Genomic DNA, 22,996 nt, shown 5'->3' on the forward strand with positions numbered 1-22,996 from the left:
AAGGCTCCTAATCCTGAATGTACTGGGAGAACGACTCGATTAGCTCATGGCGAACGCAGGCAAGCACCGTATCGCCGTGGTAGAGGATGCTATCGCGCGTGGGAATCGAACTGGCAGAGCCGTCGCCGCGCTCGAAAGCGATTATGCGCACGTCGTGATCGCGTTCCATTTCCGAAACGCGTATCGTCTTCTTTCCCAAGCCGTTGAGATTCAGAGAAAACCGCAGCACTTCGAATTCTCCGAACGTATCGAGGTGGCTACCATGCCCCGCAACCACTTTCGAGAACACGTCTTCGGCCACAAGCGAGGTTCCGCATACGTAATCGATGCCGAGCTGCATGTAGGCGCGCTCGTGGTCGGGGTTGTACAGGCGGGCAATAACGTGCGGTACGCCGAAAAGGCGTCCCGCAACTTCGGCCACCATGAGGTTCGTGTTGTCGAGCTGGGTCACAGCCGCCACAACATCGCACTCCTCGATACCCGCCTTGAGAAGCGTTTCCTCGTCGAACCCGATGCCCTGCAGCACCGAGCCGTTGAAATTGCGCCCCAAATTTGCAAACGCATCGGGATTGCGGTCGATCACGCAAACGTTGCTGCCGTTGTCGGACAGCATGTTCGCAAGCTGCGAGCCGACGCGGCCGCACCCGACGACGATGACATTGCTCATTTCCGTCCTTTCGATTGCGCGGCTCCGACGATGCCGTCCGGTGCCGTGCGCCTACGGCCGTCGCGCCCATCCGCAGGCGCTTTGACCATGCATCCAGTATAGGATATACAAAAGCCCGCGAAAGCGGGCTTGTTTGTTTCGTTTGTGGAGCTGTTGTTAGATGCTCTGCATTTCGGAAAGCGTGCTTTCGAACCAATGATCGTAGTTCGGCGGACAGTACTTTTTGGCCGCCCAGTACGTGATGGTCTGCCCGTAGCCGGCCGCAAGACCCGATACGTGGGTGTTGATAGCTTCTTCCCAGCTGGAGAAGGACTTGTCGCCCCAGCCCCACGCGTTATACGGAAGGAAGCACACAGCGCCCTTCGAGCTTTCGGTGTTGGAGATGGCGGGCGACCAGCGCGGGTCGACGCCGTTGTCCCATGCCGCCGTAGCGAACGTGACGCCCTGGCCGGCTAAGGGGGAACCTGCGAGATACGCATCGATCCGGGCGGTCCATTCTTCAATGAACGCTTCTTTGCCGACGGTGAAATCGACTTCGCTCAAATCGATAGCGGGGGGATTGTTGGCTTCCTGTTCGGCGCGCTTCTCGGCCGCAGCCTGAATCTTGGCTTCTTCCTCGGCGCGAGCAGCTTCTTCGGCGGCAATGCGGTCCGCCTCTTCCTTGGCCTCGATGGTCTCGATGCCCTTAGTGATATCGCGCTGGGCGGAATTGGAAAGCTGGGAGCTCTCGCGAACGCCGGTATCGCTGGCAGCGCCGAGCGACTCGGTTTGCGAGGCATCTTCGGAAGCAGCCGCACCGCTTGCACCGAAGCCAGCGGTGTTGACGCCGCCGGCACCGGCGAACGATGTGCCGATCCCAATCGTAATGCACAGGGTCACCACTACGCATGCCGCTGAACCAGCAAACACTGCAGTGCGCCTACGCGATTTATTATATCGTTTCAGTGCCAAAGCCCTCAAAGCCTTTCGTTTTACGGCGCAAAACTAAACCGCCTGAGCGGTGACAGCGTAGTAAATTGTAAGGGGGAGTTTGCTGTCGAGAAGCCTCTATGCTGTTTTGACTTGTCGTATTCTACTCCAAAACGAACGGCACAGCCAAGTTTTCGGAGCCGAGATGTGGAGGCTCCTCCACCGTTTGTTCTATAAATGCAGGGTCGCCCCCATACGGAAAACGCGAACGAATTATGGTGCTTAATATCCTATATTTTCGCTTTGATCGCACTTTGCCAACCCATCGACCAGACCTGAGCATCGCGCGATTCGAAAATAGCCCGATCTTAGCAAGCGGCATGCCGAGATCGGGCTGATGGCGTTTCCGTTATCTGCGTTTTCGCCATTCGGCCGAAGCGCGCAGATTGCAGAACCGTCAGTTACCGTCGACCCGTTCGAGCTTCTTCTTGATGGCGTTGTTCAGCGCATCCTGCTTCGTGCCCGCATAGGTTTTCGCGTTGACGAGCAGATCGTCGCAGAACGCGGCCACATCTTCGCCCGTCACTTCCAGCACGCCCTTGCCTTCTGCCGCGCCCTGCTCGAACAGATCCACCAAGTCGGCGAGCACTACGGTCATATCCATGCCGTCGCCGGCCACGTGACTCCACATGTAGTGTTGAATCTTGTCGTATACGTAGCGGTAGTCTTCGGGCAGCGCTTTCACGCGATCCATGGCCTCACGGTATTCGCGCTTCTCCTGCGCTACTTGCTTGAAATAAGCTACGGGGTTTCTCATGATCGTCCTTCTTTCAGCTCGTTGATCTTCGACGAGACGAAGTCCCATTTTTGCCAAAAGCGCTGTACTTCTTCACGACCCGTATCGCTGAGCGTGTAGAATTTGCGCGGAGGCCCCATCTCGGAAGGTTTCTTCTCTGTATGCACCAGTTCGTTTTTCTCAAGCCGGAGCAAAATGGTGTACACCGTACCTTCGACAACATCGGAGAAGCCGAGCGCGTTGAGCTTCTTCGTGATCTCGTAGCCATAGGTTTCCTCACGGCCGATGATCTCGAGGACGCAGCCTTCCAGTACGCCTTTCAGCATTTCCGTCAGATTTTGCACTGCGTTCACCTCCTGCTAGTCTGTATGACTGATATGCAGTATTACTTAGTACTAGTATATAGCATCACAGAGTAGTCAATCTGTCAAGAGAAAACGAGGGAACTTCGGCTAAAGCCTTGGAATGAAGATAGCCGCCACGATGTAGGCGAGCACGGTAAACGCGGGCGATATGACGAACAGGATAACCACGAGCACCCGTACGATGGTGGAATCGATACCGAGGAACTGCGCGATGCCGCCGCACACCCCGGCAATACGTTTATCGGTAACGCTACGTCCGAACGGCTTTCTCCAATCGATGTTCGTAACCCCTTTGAGGCGCCCGGATTTTGCAGCCCACACAAGATAGAGCCCCGCGCAAATGAGCGCGATGGGCCACAGATACGAAAACACCGTACCCACCATGCGCTGCAGAGCATTCCACCAGCCGTAGCCGAAAGCGACGCCGAACAGCCTCCATACGCCGAACAGAACGCACGCCGCCCCCACGATGATGGCGATCTGCGCAGATTTCGGATACCGGGAGAACTTGTTCATCGCAACCGCCTACGTCCACGGATTGACGTCGATGATCACGGCTTCCTTGAACGGCAACGCGATGGTCATGAACTCTGTGGTTCCCGGAACGGTGAACCACATAAGCCCGATAGCGCAGAAAGCCACGAAGCAAAGACCCGCCAGAAGCTCGAAAAGAGGGTTTTTCACCGCGCCCGAAATGATGAAGAACCCGACCATCATGACGAGCAAAGGCCATAGATTCTCGATCATCGGAGCGAAACTCGCATAGCTGATCGCATGAAGCGACATGGATAAAAGCACGACGCCTATCGATATCGTCATGAGGCCGCTGACGAACTGCCCCATGCGCTTGCCCCTCGGCGCGGGTATGACAACGTTGCCGATGCCGACGATGATGAGGAGCAACGGCCAAAACTGCCACCAGGATACGTCTTCGATGAACTGGCTCAGAATTGCTGCGAATCCGATGAACAGGCAGAGAAACCCGAACCACAGGGCCGCTCGCACCGATTTTTTCGACACCGGCTCCGCGGGCTGCTGGGCAGCGACAGTCGGAGACCCCTGCGGGGATGAGGGAGACGGCGCGCCATAGGGCGCCTGAGCCGTATAGGCCGCATACGCCGATTGGGTCGAACCCGGCGTTTGAGCCGTGTAGGCAGGCTGCGAAACATGCGGCGCCTGCGCTGCATGGGGAACCGATTGGCCGGAAGGCGTCTGATGCGCATCGGCGTACGGTCGCGGCGGCTCGGGAGGCACGTGTCCCGCACCCGTGAAAGGAGCGCCTGCATTCGGATAAGGGCCAAACGGCGCGCTTCCTGCCGACGAGAACGGGGCAGCAGAACCGGCCTCCCGATGCTCGCTTTGCGCTTTGCGCTTCGCCGCTTCGTAATCGATGGGTCCGTACGTATCGGAATGGACGGATTCGGGCTGCACGTCAACCGGCTCGGCAGGATCGGGCGCAAGGGGGAGGATGAACCACAGGGCGATGTAGGCAATGGCGAACATCCCGGCGGTTGCAAAGGTAAGCACCACGGCAAGGATGCGCACGACGACGGGATCGATGTCGAAGTACTCGGCAATACCCGCGCATACGCCGCCTATCAGCGCATCGCGCGAACGGTAGAATCGTTTCTCGGCCACCGCACAGCCTCCTTTCCCCGTCTTGCGGCCTCAAGGTGCATCGCCGCCTTAACGTTGGAAAGCGAAGCATCCCCCTACTCGGTACGGTTCACGGCCTCGTCGCCAGACTCGGCCTTCTTGCCATCCTGGCAGGCTGACTCGCCAGGCCCCGCATCCACCTCAACGCCTTGCAGCTTCTTCACCCGAATGGATGAAATCCGCCTTCGGCGCATGGACTGTATCCTGAACGAATACCCGTCGATATCGAATTGGTCGCCAATCTGGGGAACCGTATCGATTCGGTCGAGCAGCCATCCTGCTATCGTCTCGTAATCGTCAGACTCGGTAACGGGCCATCCGAGCTCTTCGGCTTCGTCTGTCGGGAACCGCCCGTCAACCGACCATTCGTCCTCGGATATCGGCGTGACGTACTCGCTTTCAGAGTCCGATTCGTCAATGATCTCGCCGACGATTTCCTCAACGATATCTTCGAGGGTAATTAAACCATCGGTGCCACCGTACTCGTCCACTACGATAGCCATCTGTTGCCGATTTGTTTGCATCTCCGAGAGAAGCGGATAGATATCCTTGGTTTCGGGAACGAACATGGCCTCGTAGGCGTACTTGCCCACTTCTTCGTCGGCCTTGCCATCCATCAACGGAGACACAAGATCCTTGTAGTGAGCGATGCCCACGATGCTGTCGTAGTCTTCGTGGTACACGGGCAGGCGCGAGTAGCCGGTACCGCGCATACGATCGAGCGCCTGCTTCACCGTCTCGGTGTCTTCGACGAGAATCATATCGACGCGCGGCTGCATGACCTCGCGCACCGTGGTATCGCCGAGCTCGATGATCTCGTGGATCATGCGCTTCTCGTCGTCGAGCAGCTCTTTGTTGTCGGTGACCATGTACTTGATCTCTTCTTCCGACACATCTTGGCGTTCGTCGGCGCTCTTGATGCGCAAGAGCTTCGACAACCCGTCGGCAGAAGCCGACGTGAGCCATACGAGCGGTTTGGCGATCGTGCGAAACACCATAAGCGGACCCGCCACGCGCTTGGCGACCTTTTCGGCATCGGCCAAGGCCATGCGTTTGGGGACCAACTCGCCCACCACGATGCTCAGATACGAGACGAGAAGCGTGATGAGAACCGGCGACAAACCCGGTGCGATAAACGACAGCCAATCGATGCCGAACCCGCTCAGCCATTGGGCCAGGGGGTCGGAGAGGTTCGTTGCCGCCGCAGCCGACGCGAAGAAGCCCACGAGCGTGATGGCAACCTGAATGGTTGCGAGAAACTGGCTGGTATCGGCGGCGAGGCCCGCAGCGAGCTCTGCGCGCTTATCGCCTCCCTCGGCGTCTTTTTCGAGAAGCACGCGCTTCGCGTTCACGAGCGCCATCTCCGACATGGAAAAATAGCCGTTTACCAGCACGAGGATGAAAGTGACGACAATGCTTATGCCAACGTCCATATGGGTTTAGGACTCACTCCTTAGAACTACAGCACGTACAGTGCGATGGCCAAGAACTGCAGGATGCTGCCAGCCAGCACCCACAGATGAAAGATGGAATGCATGTAGGGGATCTTCTTGAGCACGTAGAAGATGCACCCCACCGAATAGCACACCCCGCCGCCGACGAGCAGCCAGAGGCCCGGCGCGGGAATGGCGGTGATGAGCGCAGGCAGAAACCAGATCACGCACCATCCGAGCAGCAGATAGAGCACCGCCGATATCCAGCGGGGGCGAAACACCCAGAACGCCTCGCAGGCCACGCCGGCGAGCGCAACCACCCACACGAACACGCACAGCCAGATGCCGCCCGAATCGGCGAGCGATACGAGGCAGAACGGGGTGTAGGACCCCGCAATGAACAGGTATATGCAGCTGTGGTCGAGAATCTTGAAGACCCGTTTGGCCTTTTCGACGGCGATCGCATGGTAGAGCGTGGACATCGTGTACTCGAGCACCATCGTAATCGCGTACACGAGCGCAGCGAACAGGCGGATGCCGCCGCCGTCGCCCGTCGCGGTTATGACGAGGATCGGAATCGCCGCAATGGCGAGCGCGATGCCGAGGCCGTGCGTGATCGAATTGGCAATTTCCTCGCCGAGCGTATACTCGCGTACGTTGTGCTTTTTCCTGTTGGCGTTGCCGTAAGTGTTCGTCGGCCCGTCGGCTCTGGCGCGCATTTCGGCCATGTTCTTCGGCTTGAATTGAGACGGCGTCCACGTTCCCGGCTGGGAATAAGGGCTCAAAGGCTCAGCCTGAGGCGCAGGAGCCTCTTGCGAAGTGGTACTTCGGCAGTCCTTTGAATCCTTGTTGGTACGCTCGCTCATGATTGCTTACTGTACCATACTTCCACCGGGTTTTACCCAATCAAGCCATGTGTTTGCATCCTGTTCGCTTACGTCGATAAGCCGTAACGTCGTTCCGCCCACACCTGCCGCCGTTCTCGCATTGATCGTCGCCACCCGGGCGTTGCGCTGGAACGGATTCGTTTTCAAAAAGCCGTACTGTATCTTCTTGCGCGGGAAGCTCACGCTTTCACGGGAGAAACCGCCGTTGGATACCTGCATGAACCGACGGTTGTACGAAAAGCCCGAACCCCGGTACCACAGAACCGCACCGATGATATCGAGCACAAGCAACAACGCGCACAGCACGTAGAGCACGATGGCGCCGGTGTTCACGAAGAGCAGTATGCTTGCGGCATCGGGCTCGGTCGAAGGCAGAAGGGCGTTTGCGAGCAGCTGGCCGACAACCACCACGACAGCAAGCCAGAACCCGTTGCCCTGCAGGATACCGCGACGGATGATAGCGCGCCTGAGCGCAACCTTGGCAACCGGCCTGCTATCGGTCGGCACGTCGGCGAACTCGGGGACGAGCCCGGCGAGGATTTCGGGAACGCGGTTCATTTTGACGAAGGGATGGATGACGAGGCCCTGCGGGTTGAGGCTCTTCTGCTGACCCTCTTCGCCTTCGGTCACCGCATCGATCTTGCCGAGCGAAAGCTCGCAGTAGCCGAGCAAGCGCCTGATGAAGCTCTGCTTGATGATCACCGACTGCACGCGATCGATATCGACGCCGTGGAACTGGTGCTGCAGAAGACCATGCTCAACCTCGATGCGACTGTCGCGCCTGCGCGCCTTGAACCCGCCGAAGGAGATGCACGTTCCGATAATCGAAAGCACCCACACGACAAGAAACACTACGACCACGACGCCCGTGATCGCCCAGATGGTGTTGCCCGCAAACGATTGCATCACGAAGTTGACGCCGTTGTCGACGAGCATGCGTCCGATGGCCGTCGACAGAATCTGCTCGGCAAGACCCGCAACCGAGCCGAGTGCGGCCAAAACGATGAGAATGAATCCCGTATTGTTCGACAGGCCCGTCAGCACGAGTTCCTTGTTGCTCATCCCGTACTCGTAGGAAACGCGGCCCGTATCGACGGCGGCGCCGCCGAATACACCGCGCACGTCGGTAAGGATTTCGGCGGGCATGTCGAGCACGTTGCCCGCAAGGGGGTGCCCAGCCGGATAGACGGCCCCCGACTGGCCCTGCACGACGTTTGCCTGACCCGCTACCTGGGCGGCTTGACCCGAGAGAATCGCCTGCTTGCGGGCGAACAACTCGGTACGGAGGCGCTCGGCTTCGGAGTTCTGCAGATACGGGATCGTGATGGCCTTGTTCGCCGAACCGCCCGCCGTATCGATGTTGACCGTGCATACGCCCGCAAGGCGTTGGACGAGCGTCGCTTTCTGGTTGACCGACTGGATGCGCTGGTAAGGTACGTGAACGCGCTTCTTGTTGAAGATGCCCGAGTACAGGTTGAACTCGTCGGGGCCGAGCTCGTAATAGAGGTGCTTGTACGAGAGCGTCTGGATGAGCGCCGTCAAACCGACGATAACGATGAGCCCGACGATGACGGCAATGCCGACTATGAGCAAAACGGGGGCATCGGCGCGCCCGATGCTCTCGCCGTCGGCGATCGCCCCGATCACCGAAGAGAACACGGAGAAGAACGCGATCACGATGAGCATGCCGGCGACCTGCAGGCTACCGAGCCAGATATAGCTATGGTGAACCTTATGGCGCATCGGCTCGGCAGGGTTCTGCTGCGGATACGCGCCGTTGGGATACTGGCCGTACGCAGGCTGTACGGGGTGTTGATCGAAAACCGGCTGGGCGCCGTACGGCTGCTGCGCCGTCGGCTGCGCGGCGTATCCGCCTGGTGCAGGCTGTTGGTACGGGGGGATCTGCTGCCCGTAGGCAGGCTGTTGGGAAGCCTGCTGTACCGGCTGCTGTTCGCCCGACGCGCTCGGCGGCACGGGCGGCATGCCGGATTCGGGGCTTCGCTGCTCTTCGGTCATGGCCTACACGTCCTCTTGGGCGATACGGGCAAGCTCGGCCGCGCGGTCGCGAAGCTGCTCGGCCACGTGCGTCTCGAGGCCGGGGATCTCATGCTCGCCGGCAGCAGTCGACACGGTGACGCTCGACAGGCCGAACGCTCGGAGAATGGGCCCTTGCCTCGTATCGGTATTCTGCACGCGGATGAACGGGATGATGAAGCGCTTGCGCCACACGATGCCGCGCGCAATATCGAGGTAGTCTTCCGAAAGCTCATAGCGCCACCGCACGAATCTGATGGGCGGCAGGATAACGAGCCACACGATAAGTCCGATCACATACAGGGCGGCAATAGCCGCCAAAGTGATGCCGATCCACGGAGCCGATTCGACGATAAGCGCGATAAGGAACGGTATGAAGAGGCAGAGAAACGCCACCGTAAGCCAAATTGCATCGTTAATGCGCCATACGTTTTTGATTTTAGGATTCAGTTGATCCTTTGGAAGGTCTCTCATCGGCTTCTTTCTCGCGCGATCGGTAATTGACGCAACAATGATACCAAAGAACTGCCGAATCCTTTGATGATCTTACAAACCTGTAACCAGATGAGCTAATCGGACGCAACGGAATCGCCCTCGCGTCTGTTGTGCATATAGAACTTATTTAGTAATATTTCAACATCAGCGTTCGTTGACTCCCGAGAGCGCTTTATCTGCAAGTGACGGGCTGGCACCGTTGTATTGTTTCCGTCAAACGAGGTATGTATGCTGGAGCGCACATCGAAAAAGAATCGTGCAGGGTTCACGTTGGCTGAACTCCTCGTCGTAGTTGCCATCCTGCTCGTGCTCATCGCTATCGCCGTACCCCTGTTCGCAGGAGCCCTCGGTAAAGCCGAGGATGCCACATGCGAGGCCAACCGCCGCTCCATGCAATCGATGTTCTTGGCGAACTACGCGCTCGGCGACGACAAGAATTCCGATTCCGTGTTCAAAAAATGCCTCGACGAGATGAAAGCCGAGAATAACGAAACCACCTGCCCGACGGGCGGCGCTTACTCGATCAAAAGCGACGATGGCGAAGGGCACATCGTCGTGCAGTGCTCAAAGCACGGACTGGGCATCGACCTGAGCATGTGGTACTGGGTGCAGGAAACCTTCAACGGGGCGTGGCACCAGTTCACCGACAAGGACGGAAACAGGCTCACAAGCGATCCCGACATCCGCAAACAATATGCAAAAGAGCATGGAATCACGGAGTGGCCTTCCGTTACCGGCTTCGACAAAGACGGCAACGACAAAACTTTCTACATCGAGTTCAAAAGCTACGGCAACAGCGCCAACACGACGTTTCTTTACGCCGGTACGAACAAAGATCCGAGCGCCACCGACTGGACGGCCTACTACATCTGCGACAACACCGGCTTGCTCGGCAGCGGCAGCAAAGGCCAGTGGTACCGCGTCACCTCGAACCCGAACGGCGAGGGGATCGCGAAGAACGAGAGCGACATGAGAGCCATTCTCGAAAAGAACAAGGACAACAAGGTCGAACTCGTCGACGGGCGCTTCGTCGAAGGATAACGGGTCTGCACCAGTTCGCCTGCCCATGCCTTGCAGCCGAGAGCTCGCTGCCTCAATGCGCTATACTGATGTTGACTTCCGATACAACAGCATAGTGCGAGCCGAAAGAGGGCATCATGAACTACAGCGAACTGCAAGACGAGATCAAAACAGCCATGAAAACCAAGGACAAGGTGCGTCTGTCCATCCTGCGGCAGCTGCACGGCGAGCTGAAGAACATCGAGGTGAACGAACGCCGCGATGTTACCGAAAAAGACGTCGACGACATGCTCAAGCGGCTGATCAAGCAAACGAAGGAAACACTCGACGGCTCCATCAAGGCCGGCAATGACCAGCAGCGCACCGACACGCTGACCGAACAGGTAGCCATCCTCGAAGGATATCTTCCCGAGCAGGTTTCGGGCGATGCCCTGATCGCGTTGATCGATCAGGTGCTTGCGGAAACGGGCGCTTCGACCAAGAAGGACATGGGCCGCGTCATGGGAGCGCTTACCCAGGCGACGGGCGGCAATTTCGATAAAGCGGCGGCGGCAAAGGAACTGGGCGCGAAGCTCTCGTAGCAGCTCGGCTGCCGCAGCCCAAGGGGTTCGGCAGCCGCAATCGACCGGTTCGAGCAAGGACCCGACGCCGAGCGCTCAGTGCGCAACCGCAACGATAGGCTGATACAGCTCGAAGAAAAAGCGCTCGCGTGGCTGCATGCACGGTGAGAACCCGCGACCCTCGGGACGATAGCCGTGCTTTTCGAGAAACACGAGAGCCTCGCGCATCCGCATTTCACCGGAATCGTTTTGCAGCGAGGCCCCGCCCCACACGCGCACGATAAGGCAGCGGCAGCCCCCGATCGAGAGAAGCTCGCTCGGATCGATGGCGAGAAAGCGGAGGTTCTCTTCGGCGACGAACCTGCCCCACCGTATCGTGCGGCCTTCCTGAAAGATATCCTCATCGTAGATGGCGCCGATACCGGTCAGCGGCATATGAGCCAACAGCTCATCGGTGACCGGCGTCTTATTGAACTGATCCCACCCCTGATCGCAGTTTGACAGAGCATAGTAGTAGCGCGGCACATCGGCAATCGCAAACGGATCATCGCTTTGCCCTCTTTCCGCCCGATAGTTGGTGAGGGCGGTTCTCACCGCCTCCAGGTATTCGATGCGCTCAGTTAGATGGTCGCAGTACGACGAGATGTTCTCCTCGGAAAGCGGATCACCGTTTCGCTTGAGCTCGGCTATCTCCTCGGTTCCGAGGCCGATATTGCGGAGCATGATGATGTTCATGAGGTTGAGCACATCCTTGTTCCGGTACACGCGGTAGTTGCTCTTGTCCTTGCGCTCGGGCGTCACCAGCCCGACATCCTCGTAGTAAAGCAAGGTGGTGCGCGAAATATTGAGCACGCGGGCAAGCTGGTTGACCGTGTACTCTGCTTCGGTGTCGTTCCCCTTCACAACGCCTCCCACAGTCGTGCCATCCAAGATGGGCGGATGCGCCTTTCGCGCATCCGCCCATGAGCTCAGCATGCTCGCAGCGGCTATGCCTGCGATATCGCGTTATCGACGGCAGCCAAGAACGCGCTCGTGGTAAGCGTAGCACCACTGACAGCATCGATGTCGGTTGAATTCGCAGAAACGACCATCTCGGGCAGCTTCTCAAGCGCCTTTCCCCCGATGTCGGGCGTCTCTTTCTCGGAAACGACCTCAACTGAGGTTATCGTGCCGTCCGCATAGGCGACCTTTACCTTGATATCGCCGCCCATGCCACCCGATCCGACCCCGAGATACTCGCCGGCAGCAAGCTGGACATCCGCACTCTCCTCTTCCGCGCTCGCATCGCTCACGTCCCCGGGATTGTATGCGATGGCGGGCTCGACAGCCTGCGGCGCGGCGAGGGAGGGCAAAGGCTCCTTCTCTGCTGCAGCGTTGGTCCCTGCGATCTTGCCGAACACCATGCATTCGGCGAGGTTGCCGCCCGAGTTGTACTGGAATGCCGTGATGCCCCCAAGCTCCCCGGCGCTGTACAGATGGGGAATGGGCTCGCCTTTCGTGTCGACTATCTCGGCATTCTTGTTGCGTCGCGGACCGCCTTGGGTGTTGAGCACCATGGGGCGGAATTCAGCCGCATAGTAGGCGCCCCCGTCGAACGCTCGCATGCTTTCAGGATCGCGCTCGCACTTGTAATCGCGACCGTTCTGGGCAAAGGAGTTGAAATCCGCGATGGTGCGAGCGAGGATTTCAGGATCGGCACCGATCAGCGCGGCAAGTGCTTCGGGGGTGTCTGCCGATTTGATTGCGGCCTCACGCTCTTCGGAGATGTAGCCGTCATCCTTGAGCAGCTGGTATTGCGTACCGTCGAACACGAGATGGGGCGTATAGTTGGCGACCGGCGTCCGCCAAACACCGCACGAGTACACGTGTCCGTGGCGATGGCCGGCATGCTCGTCAATGAACCGGCTTCCGTCATCGCCAACCAGCATGATGCTGCCATTGCCGTAGTCCTCGCTGTCGAGGGAAATGAGGGGCGAGCGGGAATTGGCGATGCTCGGCTCGAGCAGCCCCCGCTTCCCCTCTTCGACAGCCCACGCGTGGCCGCTCAGTATACCCAGCGATTCGTATGCCTCCATATGCCAGAGGTCGGCACCGACTTCGATGCCCATGCGCACGCCATCGCCCCTGTTATGCAGGGTACCGAACGGCGTTAAGCGCGCAGCTCCCAGGTAATCCTGTATCATCTCCCTATTGTTCTCGAATCCTCCGCAGGTAAGCACAACGCCGTTTTTTGCACGGACGAGCACGGTTTCGCCCTTTCGATCGACCTCGACTCCCACGACCGTCCGGGTGATCGGGTCCTGGATAAGACGCGCTGCGGGAGATTCGAGCCACACATCGATGGCGTCGGAGCGTTCGAGAACGTTTCTGCGGATCGTCTGCCAGAGAGAGCTATTATACATACCCGGACGGGCATACCACTCCTCAATCGCATCGCCACCTTCATATTCGGGGTACTCAGGCGTCACCACGGTGCCGTTTGGCCACTTGGAGGGCTCTTCTGCATTTAGGTATTCGAGCAGCTCCTTCATCCCGCACAAACCGTCGGTGTAGGTGCGCAGCATCTCCTCGTCAACATCGAAATGCCACGCGAGGCCATCGCGGTAGTAGGTGTACGTCTTCTCGGGGTCGGTGCCTGCTACGCACATCTGGGCAGCAAAACGCGTGTTGCCGCCCTCTTCCCCCTCAGGAGCGACATCACACAGCAAAACGCGTGCACCCGCATCGGCGGCGTATATCGACGAAACGCCGCCAGCCCCGCCGAACCCGATAACCACGACATCGTACTCGGCGTTCCACGCAACAGTGTCTGCAAACGTGAACGGCCCCGATTCTGCCCCTTTCTGCTCGGCGCTGCACCCCACAAGCCCCGGTATGCCGAGACCTGCCGCCCCGATACCAGCCATCCCCAAGCCGGCACCCTTGAGAAAGCTTCTTCTCGAATAGCTTTTCGGTTCCATGCGCTTTCCTCCTTGTGATTGAACGAACAAGCGAGGTGCAGTGTAGGGCTGTCTACCTTAGACAAGTCAAGTACGCCTCCGTATGGATCCTTTCGTTGGTTAACTTTTCATTTCATACATTCGTTGAAGAGGTTACAAGGTATAATTCCACGCTAACTCGAATCTGCGAACCGCTCCGCGTTCGCGATACGGTTTGCAAGGTAGACGGATGAAAGGTATTGCCATGGATAACGATTACTCGCTATCGCGCGTACCTGATGAAGCGAAACAGCCGTTTTGGAAGATTCTCTTCATCAGGATCGGCGCGATCTGCTGCGTCTCGCAGCTCATGCTCGGAGCCGCTCTCGGTTTCGGCATGACGTTCTGGGACGCGTTTTTGGCTACGATGCTCGGCTCGGTACTGCTTCAGGTGGTCAGCTGGGCACTTGGAACCGCAGCAGCCCACGAAGGCCTCTCGACAAGCCTGCTTTCTCGATGGACCGGCTTCGGCAAGGGCGGTTCGGCACTGTTCGGCGGCGTCGTCGCCATTTCGATGGTCGGCTGGTTCGGCGTACAGAACGCCGTATTCGGTCAGGGCATGGCCACCATCGTCGGTTTCACCGATTTCCTCGGTGACTTCGAGTATCCCGTCTGGGCCATCATCACGGGCATTGGCATCACGCTGCTCGTCGTGTTCGGCATCAAGGCCATCGCGAACTTCGCAACCATCTTCGTACCCGTTTTCATCGCGGTCGTCATCTACGCCACGTGGGTGATCCTGCAGGATCACACGCTTGCCGAACTCGTGAGCATGGCTCCCCCGGGAGCAGCCCTTTCGCTCGGAGCGGCAACGACCATGGTTGCGGGCGGCTTTATCGCGGGCGCCATATGCACGCCCGACTACGCACGCTTCCTCAAGGGCGGCACCCAGGTGTTCTGGATGACGCTCATCGGCACCTTCATCGGCGAGCTCGGCATGAACCTACTCGCCGTCATGCTCGCCCACGCCACGGGCACCGAGAACGTCGTCGATCTCATGATGGCCACCTCGGGCATCATCGGCGTCATCATCGTGGTCGCCTCGACGGTCAAGCTCAACGACATCAACCTGTACTCGTCGGGCCTCGGTCTCATGACGCTCATCAATGCGCTGTTCAACAAAACGGTCAAGCGCAACACGATCATCTGGGCACTCGGCATCGTGGGCACGATCCTGTCCGTCATCGGCATCATCAACTACTTCACCAACTTCCTCACCTTGCTCGGCGTTGCCATTCCGCCCGTTGCGGGTATCATGGTCATCGACTACTACGTGCTGCGCCGCAGCCGCAAGAAGCTCGACGAATCACGCGCCAAGGGAGAATTGCCCAAGAAGGTTGAGAACTGGAACCCGATCGCCATCGTCTGCTGGATCGCCGGCTTCGTGGTGGGCCAGGTTACGAGCATGATGAACATCGGCATCCCCGGCTTGAACTCGCTCATCCTCGCGGGCGTGCTGTACTGGGTCGTCATGAAGATCTACGGCAGCATCAAGAAGGTCGACGTCGTGGAGTTCAAGGAAACCGATCAGGTTCTGTAGGTTCGTCTCAGCAAAACCGAAAAGCGGCGTGCGGGAAGATTTCGCACGCCGCTTTTGTTTTCACGAGAAATATTCGAGCAAACGATGCTTGCACGCTTCGCGATCTTCGCACGAAGCCTCTGCATCGACGAGATAGGCAACCGCCTCACACCATTCTTGCTCGTTATACGATTCGACGGGCAGCGCACTCAGCACCTCGTGTGCGCGGTATCGCTCCGGATGATACTTGAGTTCGGACACGTACTCGCATCCCGATTTCATAGCGATGTCGTCAATCAGGCCCATGTATCTTCGGCCCCTTTCCCCGTGCATTCGTAACCGACCGCCCGATGCAACCGCCGTCGCAAACAGCATTCGCAATCGATTACCTGCACGCATAGCTTTTCAATCTGCAAACAATAGCAGAGACGCCCCCCCCCGCAAGTTTTCTGTAACATATTGGGTTACTTGATCTTGGTCGACATGGTGTCCTCGGCTTTGCCTAAAGTCAGACCCAGCGGCAGAAGGGCGAACTCGTGGCAGGAAAGGGGCCTTATTCGTCGCCGTCGAATCCTTCCCTCGGTGTCGGTTTCCCAGCCATCTTTCTGATCGGGCGTGATGCGAAGGTCTCGCGCGGTGGCCGTGCGCCTCGCCACTCGGAAGAGGCCCGAGCAACGAATATCGTCGTTTTTCTGCCACAAACCCAGGATTCGGTGCGCGCCGGGGTCGGCCCGCCCGTCTACGGCACATGGCGGCGACACCGGCGTCCCGCGCTCGCAGATGAGGCGCACGCATAACGAGACGCGCCCGATCCGACGATAGGATCGAGCGCGTCGTGCGAAAAACAGCTGCAGCAACATTTCGCCGTAGCTCTACGGCCAGAGCTTCACCTCGTCGTACAAATCGGGGCGGCGATCACGCAGATAGGGGCTCGCGGTGCGGAACGTCTTGAGCTGCTCGAAATCGAGTTCGGCATAGAGAATGCCTTCGGCCTCTTCGGCTAGCTCCGCAATCACTGCGCCGCGCGGGTTGCATACGCGCGTGTGGCCGCCCATGTAGAGATCGTTTTCGCGCCCATGGCGGTTGACGGCAGCCAAGAACACCGTGTTCTCAAGCGCGCGGCACTGCGTGTTGTAGTTCCACACATCGTGGTCCTCCTCGCACCAGGCCGACGGGCACACGATGAGCTCGGCACCCTTGAGGGCCAGAATGCGCGCAACCTCGGGAAAGCCCATGTCGTAGCAGATCATGACGCCGACCTTGCCGAATTCGGTGTCGAATACAGGAAGCTCGTTTCCCGAGCGGAAGTAGAAGCGCTCGAGCGCCCACAGGTGCGCCTTGTCGAACGTGCCCATGAGCTCGCCTGTGCGATCGATGAACACCGAGCTGTTGAAGGCCACCGCGGGAAGCTGCTCCTTCACGAGCGCCAAACCCGCAATCACGTACACGTTGTTCTCGCGGGCGGCCGCACGCAGGGCCGCAACGGTAGGCCCATCGACGCGCTCGGCCAGATCGAGGATGCGCGGACCCACGATGTCGAGGTTGTAGCCCGTAGAGAAAAGTTCGGGCAACACCACGAGATCGGCGCCGTTGCCGGCCGCTTCGGCAATGAGGTCGCACGCGTGGGCGGTGTTCGCCTCCACCTCGCAGATCGCTCCCTCGAACTGGATGAGCGCGATCTTCATCGGCGTGCGTTTTGTCGTTTCCATCGGTACTCCTTACAGGTTGAGATCGCCCACGGCCTTCACGCGAATGCAGAGCGCATCGCCCAGATACGCCATCGGGATGTCTTCCACGTCGATGACCTCGACGGTTTCGGGATCGGCGCCCGCCTCGATAGCCTCAGCGCACGCACGTTCCTTCGATTGCGAGATAGCCTGGTCGCGCGGCGTCTCGGACAGCGAGAACACCTTGGCGATCTGGCCCGACACCTGCGCGATAGCCGAGCCGATGGCGTTCGCCACGCCGAAGTTCTCGGGGCGGAGCACCGGATCGGCGCCCTCGAGCGTGCTCGGCGCGAGGATGGAACCGCCGCCCACGAGGATCACCGTCACGTCGCCCGCCGAAGTCTTCATCGCATCGACGGCATCCTCGATGATGCGCGTGATCTCCTTGTACGCCGCATCGACCAGATCGGCGTCGAGGTCGGCCACGAGCGCAGGATCGCCCACGCCTGCGGCCAGCCCCTTAGCCACCACGATGTCGGTGGCCGTGAGGGTTGAGCCGCCGAAGCACAGCGCTTCTTCGGTCACCTTGTAGCCCACGCTGTCGGGGCCCACCGTCACGCGGCCGTCGTCGCGCTTGCGCACGATCGAGCCGCCGCCGAGGCCTACCGACACAAGATCGGGCATGCGGAAGTTCGTGCGCACGTCGCCGATTTCGACCGCCACCATGCTCTCGCGCGGGAAGCCGTGGGCGAGCACGCCCACATCGGTCGTCGTGCCGCCGATATCGACGACCACGGCATCCTTCTCTTTCGTAAGGAACGATGCGCCGCGGATGGAGTTCGTGGGACCGCAGGCGATGGTGAAGATGGGATAGCGTTTCGCGTACTCGACCGACATGAGCGTACCGTCGTTCTGGCCGAGGTACACCGCTACGTCATGGAGCCCCTCGGCGGCAAGCGCCGCTTCGAAGCTCAACGCCGTGGTCTGCGCCACATCGTGGAGCGCTGCGTTTAAGATCGAAGCGTTCTCGCGCTCGAGGAATCCGAGCGAACCGATTTCGGAGGAGAGCGTGATGGGGAACTCGTCGCCGAGCTCCTCGCGCAGGATTGCGCCCGCGCGCTTCTCGTGGGCGTCAGACACCGGAGAGAACACGCTCGTCACCGCGATCGACTCGAAGCCTTCCTCGCGCACCGTACGGGCGACGTCGCGGATCTCGTCTTCGCCGAGTTCGCTGATCTCGCGGCCGTCGAACTCGTTGCCGCCGTGGACGATGAAATCGCGTACGCCCATGGCGCTCTTGAGTTCCTCGGGCCAATCGGCCATGCAGCTGATGGCCGTGGTTGCCGGAGCGCCGATGCGCAGAGCCACCACCTTGTTGAGGCGCTTGCGCTCGACGATGGCGTTCGTGCAGTGAGTGGTGCCGAGCATCGCGAATCCGATGTTTTCCGCATCTTCGGGTCCGATCTGGGTGACCACCTCATGCATTGCGGCCTTGATGCCGCCCATCACGTCTTCGGTCGTCGGACTTTTCGTTGCCGCGACGAGGTTGAGGTCGCCGTCGATGATGACCGCGTCGGTATTCGTGCCGCCGACGTCGATGCCGAGGCGCCAGGTCCGTGTCGTCTGAGCCATTATGCTCGTCCTCCCTTCGCCATGCGTTCTTCAACAGGCAGATAGTCGACATCGTAGCCGAAGGCGCGTGGCCCCACCACGGCCAGGCCTTCAGGCGTGCGCCACTGCGGCGCGCACGGCATGCCGACGACCACGACGCGCGCGCCGTACTTGAGGCCCTCGGTGGTCACGGGCGTTCCCGATTCCATGTCGAGCGACATGATGAGATCGGGGGAAGTGGTTACCGGCTCGCCATCGCGGAGCGCAATGAGGTTCTCGTTCTGGAACTCGATCACCATCCGGCTGCCCTTGTCCTCGTCGAGGCCGTCCACCACAGCCTGGCCGCGCACGAACATACCGTCGGTCTTGCGCTCGACATCGACCACCTTGCCGCGGAACAGGCGGAACCCGTTCGTCACTTCGAGCACGGCATCGATGGGATCGGCATGCTGCTCGCGCGCCTCGCGCAGGGTCCGCCCGATCTGTTCGCAGAGCGTCGGCGTGTTGGGGATGCAGAAATCCTTGAGCTGCTTGCCCGTGCAAGGGTATGAGGCCAGGATGGTGTAGCCGCCCATCACCGAGGTGGCCTGGCGGGCGATGCGCTCGAGCCACTTGTCGTCGATGCCACGCACCGTAACCGTGTTGCCCTTCTCGTCGGCGAGCACGGCAGGCAGGCCCTTGACGCCGTTGATGCTGAGCGTGACCATCTGCAGCTCGGGAAAAGCGCGGCCCATGAGATCGCAATCAACCACAGGGATGCCGCGCGTGGCAGCCAGGATGAACGGAATCGTGGAGTTCACGCCACCCGCTTCAACCGCGTAGATGGCGTAGGGCTCCTCGCCCAGCTCCTTCACGAGCTCGTCGTAGGTGGCCATGGGCTCGGCTCCGCTGCAGATCTTCTCCACCATGATGGTGGGAGCGCCCATCATCTGCGAAACAGCCACGAGCGCATCGTCGGGAACCTCGTCGGGCGTGATGAGCTCGACCTCGCCGTAGCGCCTGATGGCTTCGATGGCCATCAGCTTGCCGACGTAGGGGTCTCCTCCGCCCCCAGCGCCGAGGACCGTTGCGCCGAGCGCCATGTCCTCGATCTCTTTGACACCGATCATCCTTCTCATATATCGCACCTTTCATGGTCTCACCACGTGCACGGTTTACGTGCTGCCGCATCGGACGAACCTCGTCGCTCCTCCGACAGCTGCGCACCGCGCACCACACGCAAGCGGCGATTCGATTGCGCCGCCCGCGTACGGGAACCTGTATACAAAATGAGATTGTATAGAACCTTACCTTAAGAGCAAACCACGATCGGCGAAATACGAGGTAAAATCAAGTGCCGTACCGAGAACCGAACGACTGCGCGTCAAAGGAGGACCGATGCTTCTCAAACATCTGCTCGATCTGTACGAATTGCTCGACTCGCCCGCTGCGAGCGGCGAGGCGGTCAAGGCGTTTATGGAAGCCATCGATCCCGACTGCAACGTCGAGACCTATCCGCTGGCAAGCGCCAAGGGCACAACCGACATGGTGCGCATCCGCATTCCCGGTTCGCGCGGCAAATCGGTCGGGGGCAGCGCTCCCACCATCGGCTTGCTCGGCCGCCTCGGAGGCCTCGGCGCACGTCCCGAGCGCATCGGCTTCGTATCCGACGGCGACGGAGCGCTTGTCGCGCTCTCGTGCGCAGCGAAGCTCATCGACATGCGCCGCAAGGGCGACGTGCTTGCAGGCGACGTGTTCGTCTCGACTCACGTGTGTCCCCATGCGCCCACGATGCCGCACAAACCCGTACCGTTCATGGGATCGCCCGTAGCGACCGCAGCCGTTAACAAGGAGGAGGTCACCGACGAACTCGATGCCATCCTCGTCGTGGACACCACCAAGGGCAATCGCATCGCGAACTACCGCGGTTTCGCCATCTCGCCCACGGTGAAGCAGGGAGTCATCCTGCGCGTGAGCGAAGACCTGCTCGATCTGGTAGAAATCTCCACGGGGAGAAGGCCCAACGTGTTCGCGCTTTCGATGGCCGACATCACGCCGTACGGCAACGGGCTCTACCACCTCAACTCGATCCTGCAGCCGTGCACGGCCACCGATGCGCCCGTGGTCGGCGTGGCCATCACCACCGAAACGGCAGTACCCGGATGCGCGACGGGGGCAACGCACCTCACCGACCTCGACGAGGCGGGCACGTTCATGCTCGAAACCGCAAAGGCGTTCGGCGAAGGCTCCTGCTCGTTTTTCGACGAGGCCGAGTTCGAACTGTTCGGCAAGCGCTACGGTTCGATGGCCGCCCTGCAGACGATGGGCGCGCTTCCCGCCGAGAACGAGATGGCGTAAGCGCACACCATGGGAGAACCGCAGCAGAACGAGCCGAAAGCGAACGATCAGCACGACGTTCGAGAGCGTAGGCATGCGCAGGGCGATCCCCGAAGCGGCGGCCAAAACACACCGACGCAGGACGATTCCCGAAGCGGCAAGCTCCTGCTCGGAGCCGTGACGATCGGGCAGGCCCCGCGCACCGATGTGACCGCCGACATCGCACCGCTTCTCGGCCCGAACGTCCGTGTCATCGAAGCGGGCGCGCTCGATGGAGTAAGCGACGTTTCGCCGCTTGCCCCGCAGGGGGGCGAATCGGCACTCGCTTCGCGCTTGGCCGACGGCACAGGCGTGATCGTGTCGGAAGCAAAAGTCATGCCGCTCGTGCAGCAGGCGATCGATCGGGTGGTAGCCCGGGGCGCATTCGCCGTCGTGCTGCTGTGCACGGCAACGCTGCGCAACCCGCCCACCTCTGCGGTGCCGCTCATCCACCCGAACGTCGTCCTCGCAGAGGCCGTCGTGCGCATGGTGCGCGATGGGGCTTGCGGCGACGGCATCGCCGTCATGGTGCCCGACGAGTCGCAGATAGGCGATATCGGAAACCGGTGGGAGCAGCTGCTCGGAAGCAGGCCCGCGCTCTTTGCCGCTTCGCCGTACGGCCCCGCCGAACCGAGAATCGCTGCAGCCGAAGCCATCGGACGCACCGACGCCGGCGCCATCGTACTCGACTGCATCGGCTACTCGACCGCCATGGCGCGCGATATCGAACGAGCAAGCGGCAAGACCGTCGTGCTGCCGCGCGCCATCGTCGCCGAAGCGGCTAAGGAACTGCTATGATCTGCAGAGGCCAGGCTATGGTTGCCTGCGTCGCCCGAGGCATCCGAACCGCTGCTCGGTTTTGCAACCGACGAACGACAGTGCACGTTTCCCGAGCCGCGATACACCATGTTTCACGTGAAACATTTGTTCGCTATCACAACACAAGAGGAGCCCGTATATGGAACTGACCGAACGCGCCAAGCGCATCATCATCGACAGCCTCTGCCTTGCCGAGGATGAAACCCTGCTCGTCGTTACCGACGATCCCACCGCCGAGGTGGGCGCGCTTTTCTACCGAGCCGCCCAAGAACTTGGCCGTAAGGCGCTCCTCATGCAGATGCCCGAACTCGACGTTGCCGGGCAGGAGCCTCCCGCGGCGGTCGCAGCCGCCATGTGCAAAGCGGATGTGGCGCTGTGCCCCACGGCAAAATCGATCACGCATACCAATGCCCGTATCGAAGCGGCGGCCGCTGGCACCCGCGTGGTCACCATGCCGGGCATCACCTTGGACATGCTGCGCGAAGGGGCCTCATGCGCCGATTACACGCGTGTCGAGAAGCGCACGATACGGCTAACCGAACGGCTCGACTGTGCGAAAACCGCCCGCATCGAGAAAGACGGGCACGTCCTCGAGCTCTCTTTGGACGGACGCCCCGGCATACCGAGCCCCGGCGTGTACCGCGAGTCCGGATCGAGTGGCAACTTTCCCTCGGGCGAAGCCTACATCGCCCCCGTCGAGGGCGCGGGCGGCGGCTCGATGATAATCGACGGGTCGATGGTGGGCATCGGCAAGCTCGACAGCCCCCTCACTGTCACCATTGAAAACGGGCACCTGGTTTCGATGGACGGCGACGACACGGGTGCTCTCGACATCCTGTTCGCCCGACCGGAAAACGGCGCGGTGGCCGAACTCGGTATCGGAACGAACGACGAGGCCATCCTTTCGGGCATCATCCTCGAAGACGAAAAGCTCTACGGCACCGTGCACATCGCCTTCGGCACCAATACCTCGTTCGGCGGAACGAACAAGGCAGACTGCCACTACGACGGCATCATCCTCCAGCCGACGCTGTACCTCGACGACGAGCTCATCATCGACAAGGGCGTGTTCGTGGGCGAGTAGCGGGCGCGCGCGGCCGGCAACCTGTTCGGATACCGACCGCCATTTTACCCATTCGAGGCACTTCGCGCGGACGTCGGGCTGCATCGTCGCATCACGCACGTGCACGTGCAGAAATTATGCGGATACCGCTCGAAAGCTCAA

At 60.2% G+C, this 22,996-nt stretch carries 22 protein-coding genes; 6 read left to right on the top strand and 16 right to left on the bottom strand.

What is annotated here, in order from left to right; translation table 11 throughout:
- Positions 1-7: 7 nt before the first annotated feature.
- The 10 genes from MWL89_RS15640 to MWL89_RS15685 all read right to left on the bottom strand — a co-directional run bounded on the left by MWL89_RS15640 (position 8) and on the right by MWL89_RS15685 (position 9,221).
- On the bottom strand, positions 8-682 hold the full coding sequence (locus MWL89_RS15640; RefSeq protein ID WP_279611972.1) for a potassium channel family protein: 675 nt from the start codon (positions 680-682) through the stop codon (positions 8-10).
- Between the two features lie 141 nt (positions 683-823).
- Positions 824-1,576, bottom strand: coding sequence for a CMP-2-keto-3-deoxyoctulosonic acid synthetase (locus MWL89_RS15645; RefSeq protein WP_102380239.1), 753 nt, complete (start codon positions 1,574-1,576; stop codon positions 824-826).
- A gap of 457 nt (positions 1,577-2,033) precedes the next feature.
- Positions 2,034-2,393, bottom strand: coding sequence for a DUF1048 domain-containing protein (locus tag MWL89_RS15650; protein WP_244387294.1), 360 nt, complete (start codon positions 2,391-2,393; stop codon positions 2,034-2,036).
- The gene (locus MWL89_RS15655; protein WP_244387295.1) at positions 2,390-2,716 is read right to left on the bottom strand and encodes a PadR family transcriptional regulator; all 327 of its coding nucleotides are present in this window, start codon (positions 2,714-2,716) and stop codon (positions 2,390-2,392) included. Before MWL89_RS15655 ends, MWL89_RS15650 begins: the two co-directional genes overlap by 4 nt.
- Before the next feature lie 108 nt (positions 2,717-2,824).
- Positions 2,825-3,253, bottom strand: coding sequence for a PspC domain-containing protein (locus MWL89_RS15660; protein ID WP_244387296.1), 429 nt, complete (start codon positions 3,251-3,253; stop codon positions 2,825-2,827).
- A gap of 9 nt (positions 3,254-3,262) precedes the next feature.
- Entirely contained in the window at positions 3,263-4,375 is a 1,113-nt protein-coding gene (locus tag MWL89_RS15665; RefSeq protein WP_244387298.1) for a PspC domain-containing protein, read from the bottom strand.
- Between the two features lie 74 nt (positions 4,376-4,449).
- On the bottom strand, positions 4,450-5,826 hold the full coding sequence (locus MWL89_RS15670; RefSeq protein WP_244387300.1) for a hemolysin family protein: 1,377 nt from the start codon (positions 5,824-5,826) through the stop codon (positions 4,450-4,452).
- Positions 5,827-5,852: 26 nt separating this feature from the next.
- Positions 5,853-6,545, bottom strand: a complete 693-nt coding sequence (trhA, locus tag MWL89_RS15675; RefSeq protein ID WP_180995334.1) for a PAQR family membrane homeostasis protein TrhA — start codon at positions 6,543-6,545, stop codon at positions 5,853-5,855.
- A 153-nt stretch (positions 6,546-6,698) separates the two neighbouring features.
- Positions 6,699-8,729: a PH domain-containing protein gene (locus MWL89_RS15680; protein ID WP_244387302.1), complete on the bottom strand. Its 2,031-nt coding sequence runs from the start codon at positions 8,727-8,729 to the stop codon at positions 6,699-6,701.
- 3 nt (positions 8,730-8,732) lie between these two features.
- Positions 8,733-9,221 carry a PH domain-containing protein gene (locus MWL89_RS15685; RefSeq protein WP_102380245.1) on the bottom strand — a complete coding sequence of 163 codons (489 nt, stop codon included), beginning with the start codon at positions 9,219-9,221 and terminating at the stop codon, positions 8,733-8,735.
- A gap of 249 nt (positions 9,222-9,470) precedes the next feature.
- Here MWL89_RS15685 and MWL89_RS15690 point away from each other — a divergent pair, with 249 nt between their 5' ends.
- Both MWL89_RS15690 and MWL89_RS15695 read left to right on the top strand, forming a co-directional pair.
- Positions 9,471-10,283, top strand: a complete 813-nt coding sequence (locus MWL89_RS15690) for a prepilin-type N-terminal cleavage/methylation domain-containing protein (protein ID WP_244387304.1) — start codon at positions 9,471-9,473, stop codon at positions 10,281-10,283.
- A gap of 116 nt (positions 10,284-10,399) precedes the next feature.
- Positions 10,400-10,843: a GatB/YqeY domain-containing protein gene (locus MWL89_RS15695; protein WP_244387306.1), complete on the top strand. Its 444-nt coding sequence runs from the start codon at positions 10,400-10,402 to the stop codon at positions 10,841-10,843.
- Positions 10,844-10,918: 75 nt separating this feature from the next.
- Here MWL89_RS15695 and MWL89_RS15700 read toward each other — a convergent pair whose 3' ends face one another.
- Positions 10,919-11,725, bottom strand: coding sequence for a MerR family transcriptional regulator (locus tag MWL89_RS15700; RefSeq protein WP_244387308.1), 807 nt, complete (start codon positions 11,723-11,725; stop codon positions 10,919-10,921).
- Between the two features lie 83 nt (positions 11,726-11,808).
- On the bottom strand, positions 11,809-13,782 hold the full coding sequence (locus MWL89_RS15705; RefSeq protein WP_244387310.1) for an FAD-binding protein: 1,974 nt from the start codon (positions 13,780-13,782) through the stop codon (positions 11,809-11,811).
- A gap of 223 nt (positions 13,783-14,005) precedes the next feature.
- On the opposite strand from MWL89_RS15705, the gene MWL89_RS15710 reads away from it, so the two are divergent.
- Entirely contained in the window at positions 14,006-15,340 is a 1,335-nt protein-coding gene (locus MWL89_RS15710) for a purine-cytosine permease family protein (RefSeq protein WP_244387311.1), read from the top strand.
- A gap of 60 nt (positions 15,341-15,400) precedes the next feature.
- Here MWL89_RS15710 and MWL89_RS15715 read toward each other — a convergent pair whose 3' ends face one another.
- The 4 genes from MWL89_RS15715 to MWL89_RS15730 all read right to left on the bottom strand — a co-directional run bounded on the left by MWL89_RS15715 (position 15,401) and on the right by MWL89_RS15730 (position 19,715).
- Positions 15,401-15,625, bottom strand: coding sequence for a hypothetical protein (locus MWL89_RS15715; protein ID WP_244387312.1), 225 nt, complete (start codon positions 15,623-15,625; stop codon positions 15,401-15,403).
- A gap of 566 nt (positions 15,626-16,191) precedes the next feature.
- Positions 16,192-17,028 carry a nitrilase-related carbon-nitrogen hydrolase gene (locus MWL89_RS15720; protein WP_102380250.1) on the bottom strand — a complete coding sequence of 279 codons (837 nt, stop codon included), beginning with the start codon at positions 17,026-17,028 and terminating at the stop codon, positions 16,192-16,194.
- Positions 17,029-17,037: 9 nt separating this feature from the next.
- Positions 17,038-18,618 carry a hydantoinase/oxoprolinase family protein gene (locus MWL89_RS15725; protein WP_244387314.1) on the bottom strand — a complete coding sequence of 527 codons (1,581 nt, stop codon included), beginning with the start codon at positions 18,616-18,618 and terminating at the stop codon, positions 17,038-17,040.
- The gene (locus MWL89_RS15730; RefSeq protein WP_244387316.1) at positions 18,618-19,715 is read right to left on the bottom strand and encodes a DUF917 domain-containing protein; all 1,098 of its coding nucleotides are present in this window, start codon (positions 19,713-19,715) and stop codon (positions 18,618-18,620) included. The genes MWL89_RS15725 and MWL89_RS15730 overlap by 1 nt, the downstream gene beginning before the upstream one ends.
- 259 nt (positions 19,716-19,974) lie before the next feature.
- Here MWL89_RS15730 and MWL89_RS15735 point away from each other — a divergent pair, with 259 nt between their 5' ends.
- The 3 genes from MWL89_RS15735 (at position 19,975) to MWL89_RS15745 (ending at position 22,855) form a co-directional block, all read left to right on the top strand.
- Entirely contained in the window at positions 19,975-20,934 is a 960-nt protein-coding gene (locus tag MWL89_RS15735; RefSeq protein ID WP_244387318.1) for a DUF1177 domain-containing protein, read from the top strand.
- A gap of 9 nt (positions 20,935-20,943) precedes the next feature.
- Entirely contained in the window at positions 20,944-21,750 is an 807-nt protein-coding gene (locus MWL89_RS15740; protein WP_244387320.1) for an AroM family protein, read from the top strand.
- Positions 21,751-21,910: 160 nt separating this feature from the next.
- The gene (locus MWL89_RS15745; protein WP_244387322.1) at positions 21,911-22,855 is read left to right on the top strand and encodes an aminopeptidase; all 945 of its coding nucleotides are present in this window, start codon (positions 21,911-21,913) and stop codon (positions 22,853-22,855) included.
- Positions 22,856-22,996: the final 141 nt, after the last annotated feature.

It is taken from the genome of Raoultibacter timonensis, from assembly GCF_022845715.1.
GTDB lineage: Bacteria > Actinomycetota > Coriobacteriia > Coriobacteriales > Eggerthellaceae > Raoultibacter > Raoultibacter timonensis.

What these genes read in the sequence shown, in the direction of transcription:
- MWL89_RS15650 (WP_244387294.1), bottom strand. Translation starts at nt 2,393, where the DNA reads ATGAGAAACCCCGTAGCTTATTTCAAGCAAGTAGCGCAGGAGAAGCGC.
- MWL89_RS15660 (WP_244387296.1), bottom strand. Translation starts at nt 3,253, where the DNA reads ATGAACAAGTTCTCCCGGTATCCGAAATCTGCGCAGATCGCCATCATC.
- MWL89_RS15670 (WP_244387300.1), bottom strand. Translation starts at nt 5,826, where the DNA reads ATGGACGTTGGCATAAGCATTGTCGTCACTTTCATCCTCGTGCTGGTA.
- trhA (WP_180995334.1), bottom strand. Translation starts at nt 6,545, where the DNA reads ATGCGCGCCAGAGCCGACGGGCCGACGAACACTTACGGCAACGCCAAC.
- MWL89_RS15680 (WP_244387302.1), bottom strand. Translation starts at nt 8,729, where the DNA reads ATGACCGAAGAGCAGCGAAGCCCCGAATCCGGCATGCCGCCCGTGCCG.
- MWL89_RS15685 (WP_102380245.1), bottom strand. Translation starts at nt 9,221, where the DNA reads ATGAGAGACCTTCCAAAGGATCAACTGAATCCTAAAATCAAAAACGTA.
- MWL89_RS15690 (WP_244387304.1), top strand. Translation starts at nt 9,471, where the DNA reads ATGCTGGAGCGCACATCGAAAAAGAATCGTGCAGGGTTCACGTTGGCT.
- MWL89_RS15695 (WP_244387306.1), top strand. Translation starts at nt 10,400, where the DNA reads ATGAACTACAGCGAACTGCAAGACGAGATCAAAACAGCCATGAAAACC.
- MWL89_RS15705 (WP_244387310.1), bottom strand. Translation starts at nt 13,782, where the DNA reads ATGGAACCGAAAAGCTATTCGAGAAGAAGCTTTCTCAAGGGTGCCGGC.
- MWL89_RS15710 (WP_244387311.1), top strand. Translation starts at nt 14,006, where the DNA reads ATGGATAACGATTACTCGCTATCGCGCGTACCTGATGAAGCGAAACAG.
- MWL89_RS15715 (WP_244387312.1), bottom strand. Translation starts at nt 15,625, where the DNA reads ATGGGCCTGATTGACGACATCGCTATGAAATCGGGATGCGAGTACGTG.
- MWL89_RS15720 (WP_102380250.1), bottom strand. Translation starts at nt 17,028, where the DNA reads ATGGAAACGACAAAACGCACGCCGATGAAGATCGCGCTCATCCAGTTC.
- MWL89_RS15725 (WP_244387314.1), bottom strand. Translation starts at nt 18,618, where the DNA reads ATGGCTCAGACGACACGGACCTGGCGCCTCGGCATCGACGTCGGCGGC.
- MWL89_RS15730 (WP_244387316.1), bottom strand. Translation starts at nt 19,715, where the DNA reads ATGAGAAGGATGATCGGTGTCAAAGAGATCGAGGACATGGCGCTCGGC.
- MWL89_RS15735 (WP_244387318.1), top strand. Translation starts at nt 19,975, where the DNA reads ATGCTTCTCAAACATCTGCTCGATCTGTACGAATTGCTCGACTCGCCC.
- MWL89_RS15740 (WP_244387320.1), top strand. Translation starts at nt 20,944, where the DNA reads ATGGGAGAACCGCAGCAGAACGAGCCGAAAGCGAACGATCAGCACGAC.
- MWL89_RS15745 (WP_244387322.1), top strand. Translation starts at nt 21,911, where the DNA reads ATGGAACTGACCGAACGCGCCAAGCGCATCATCATCGACAGCCTCTGC.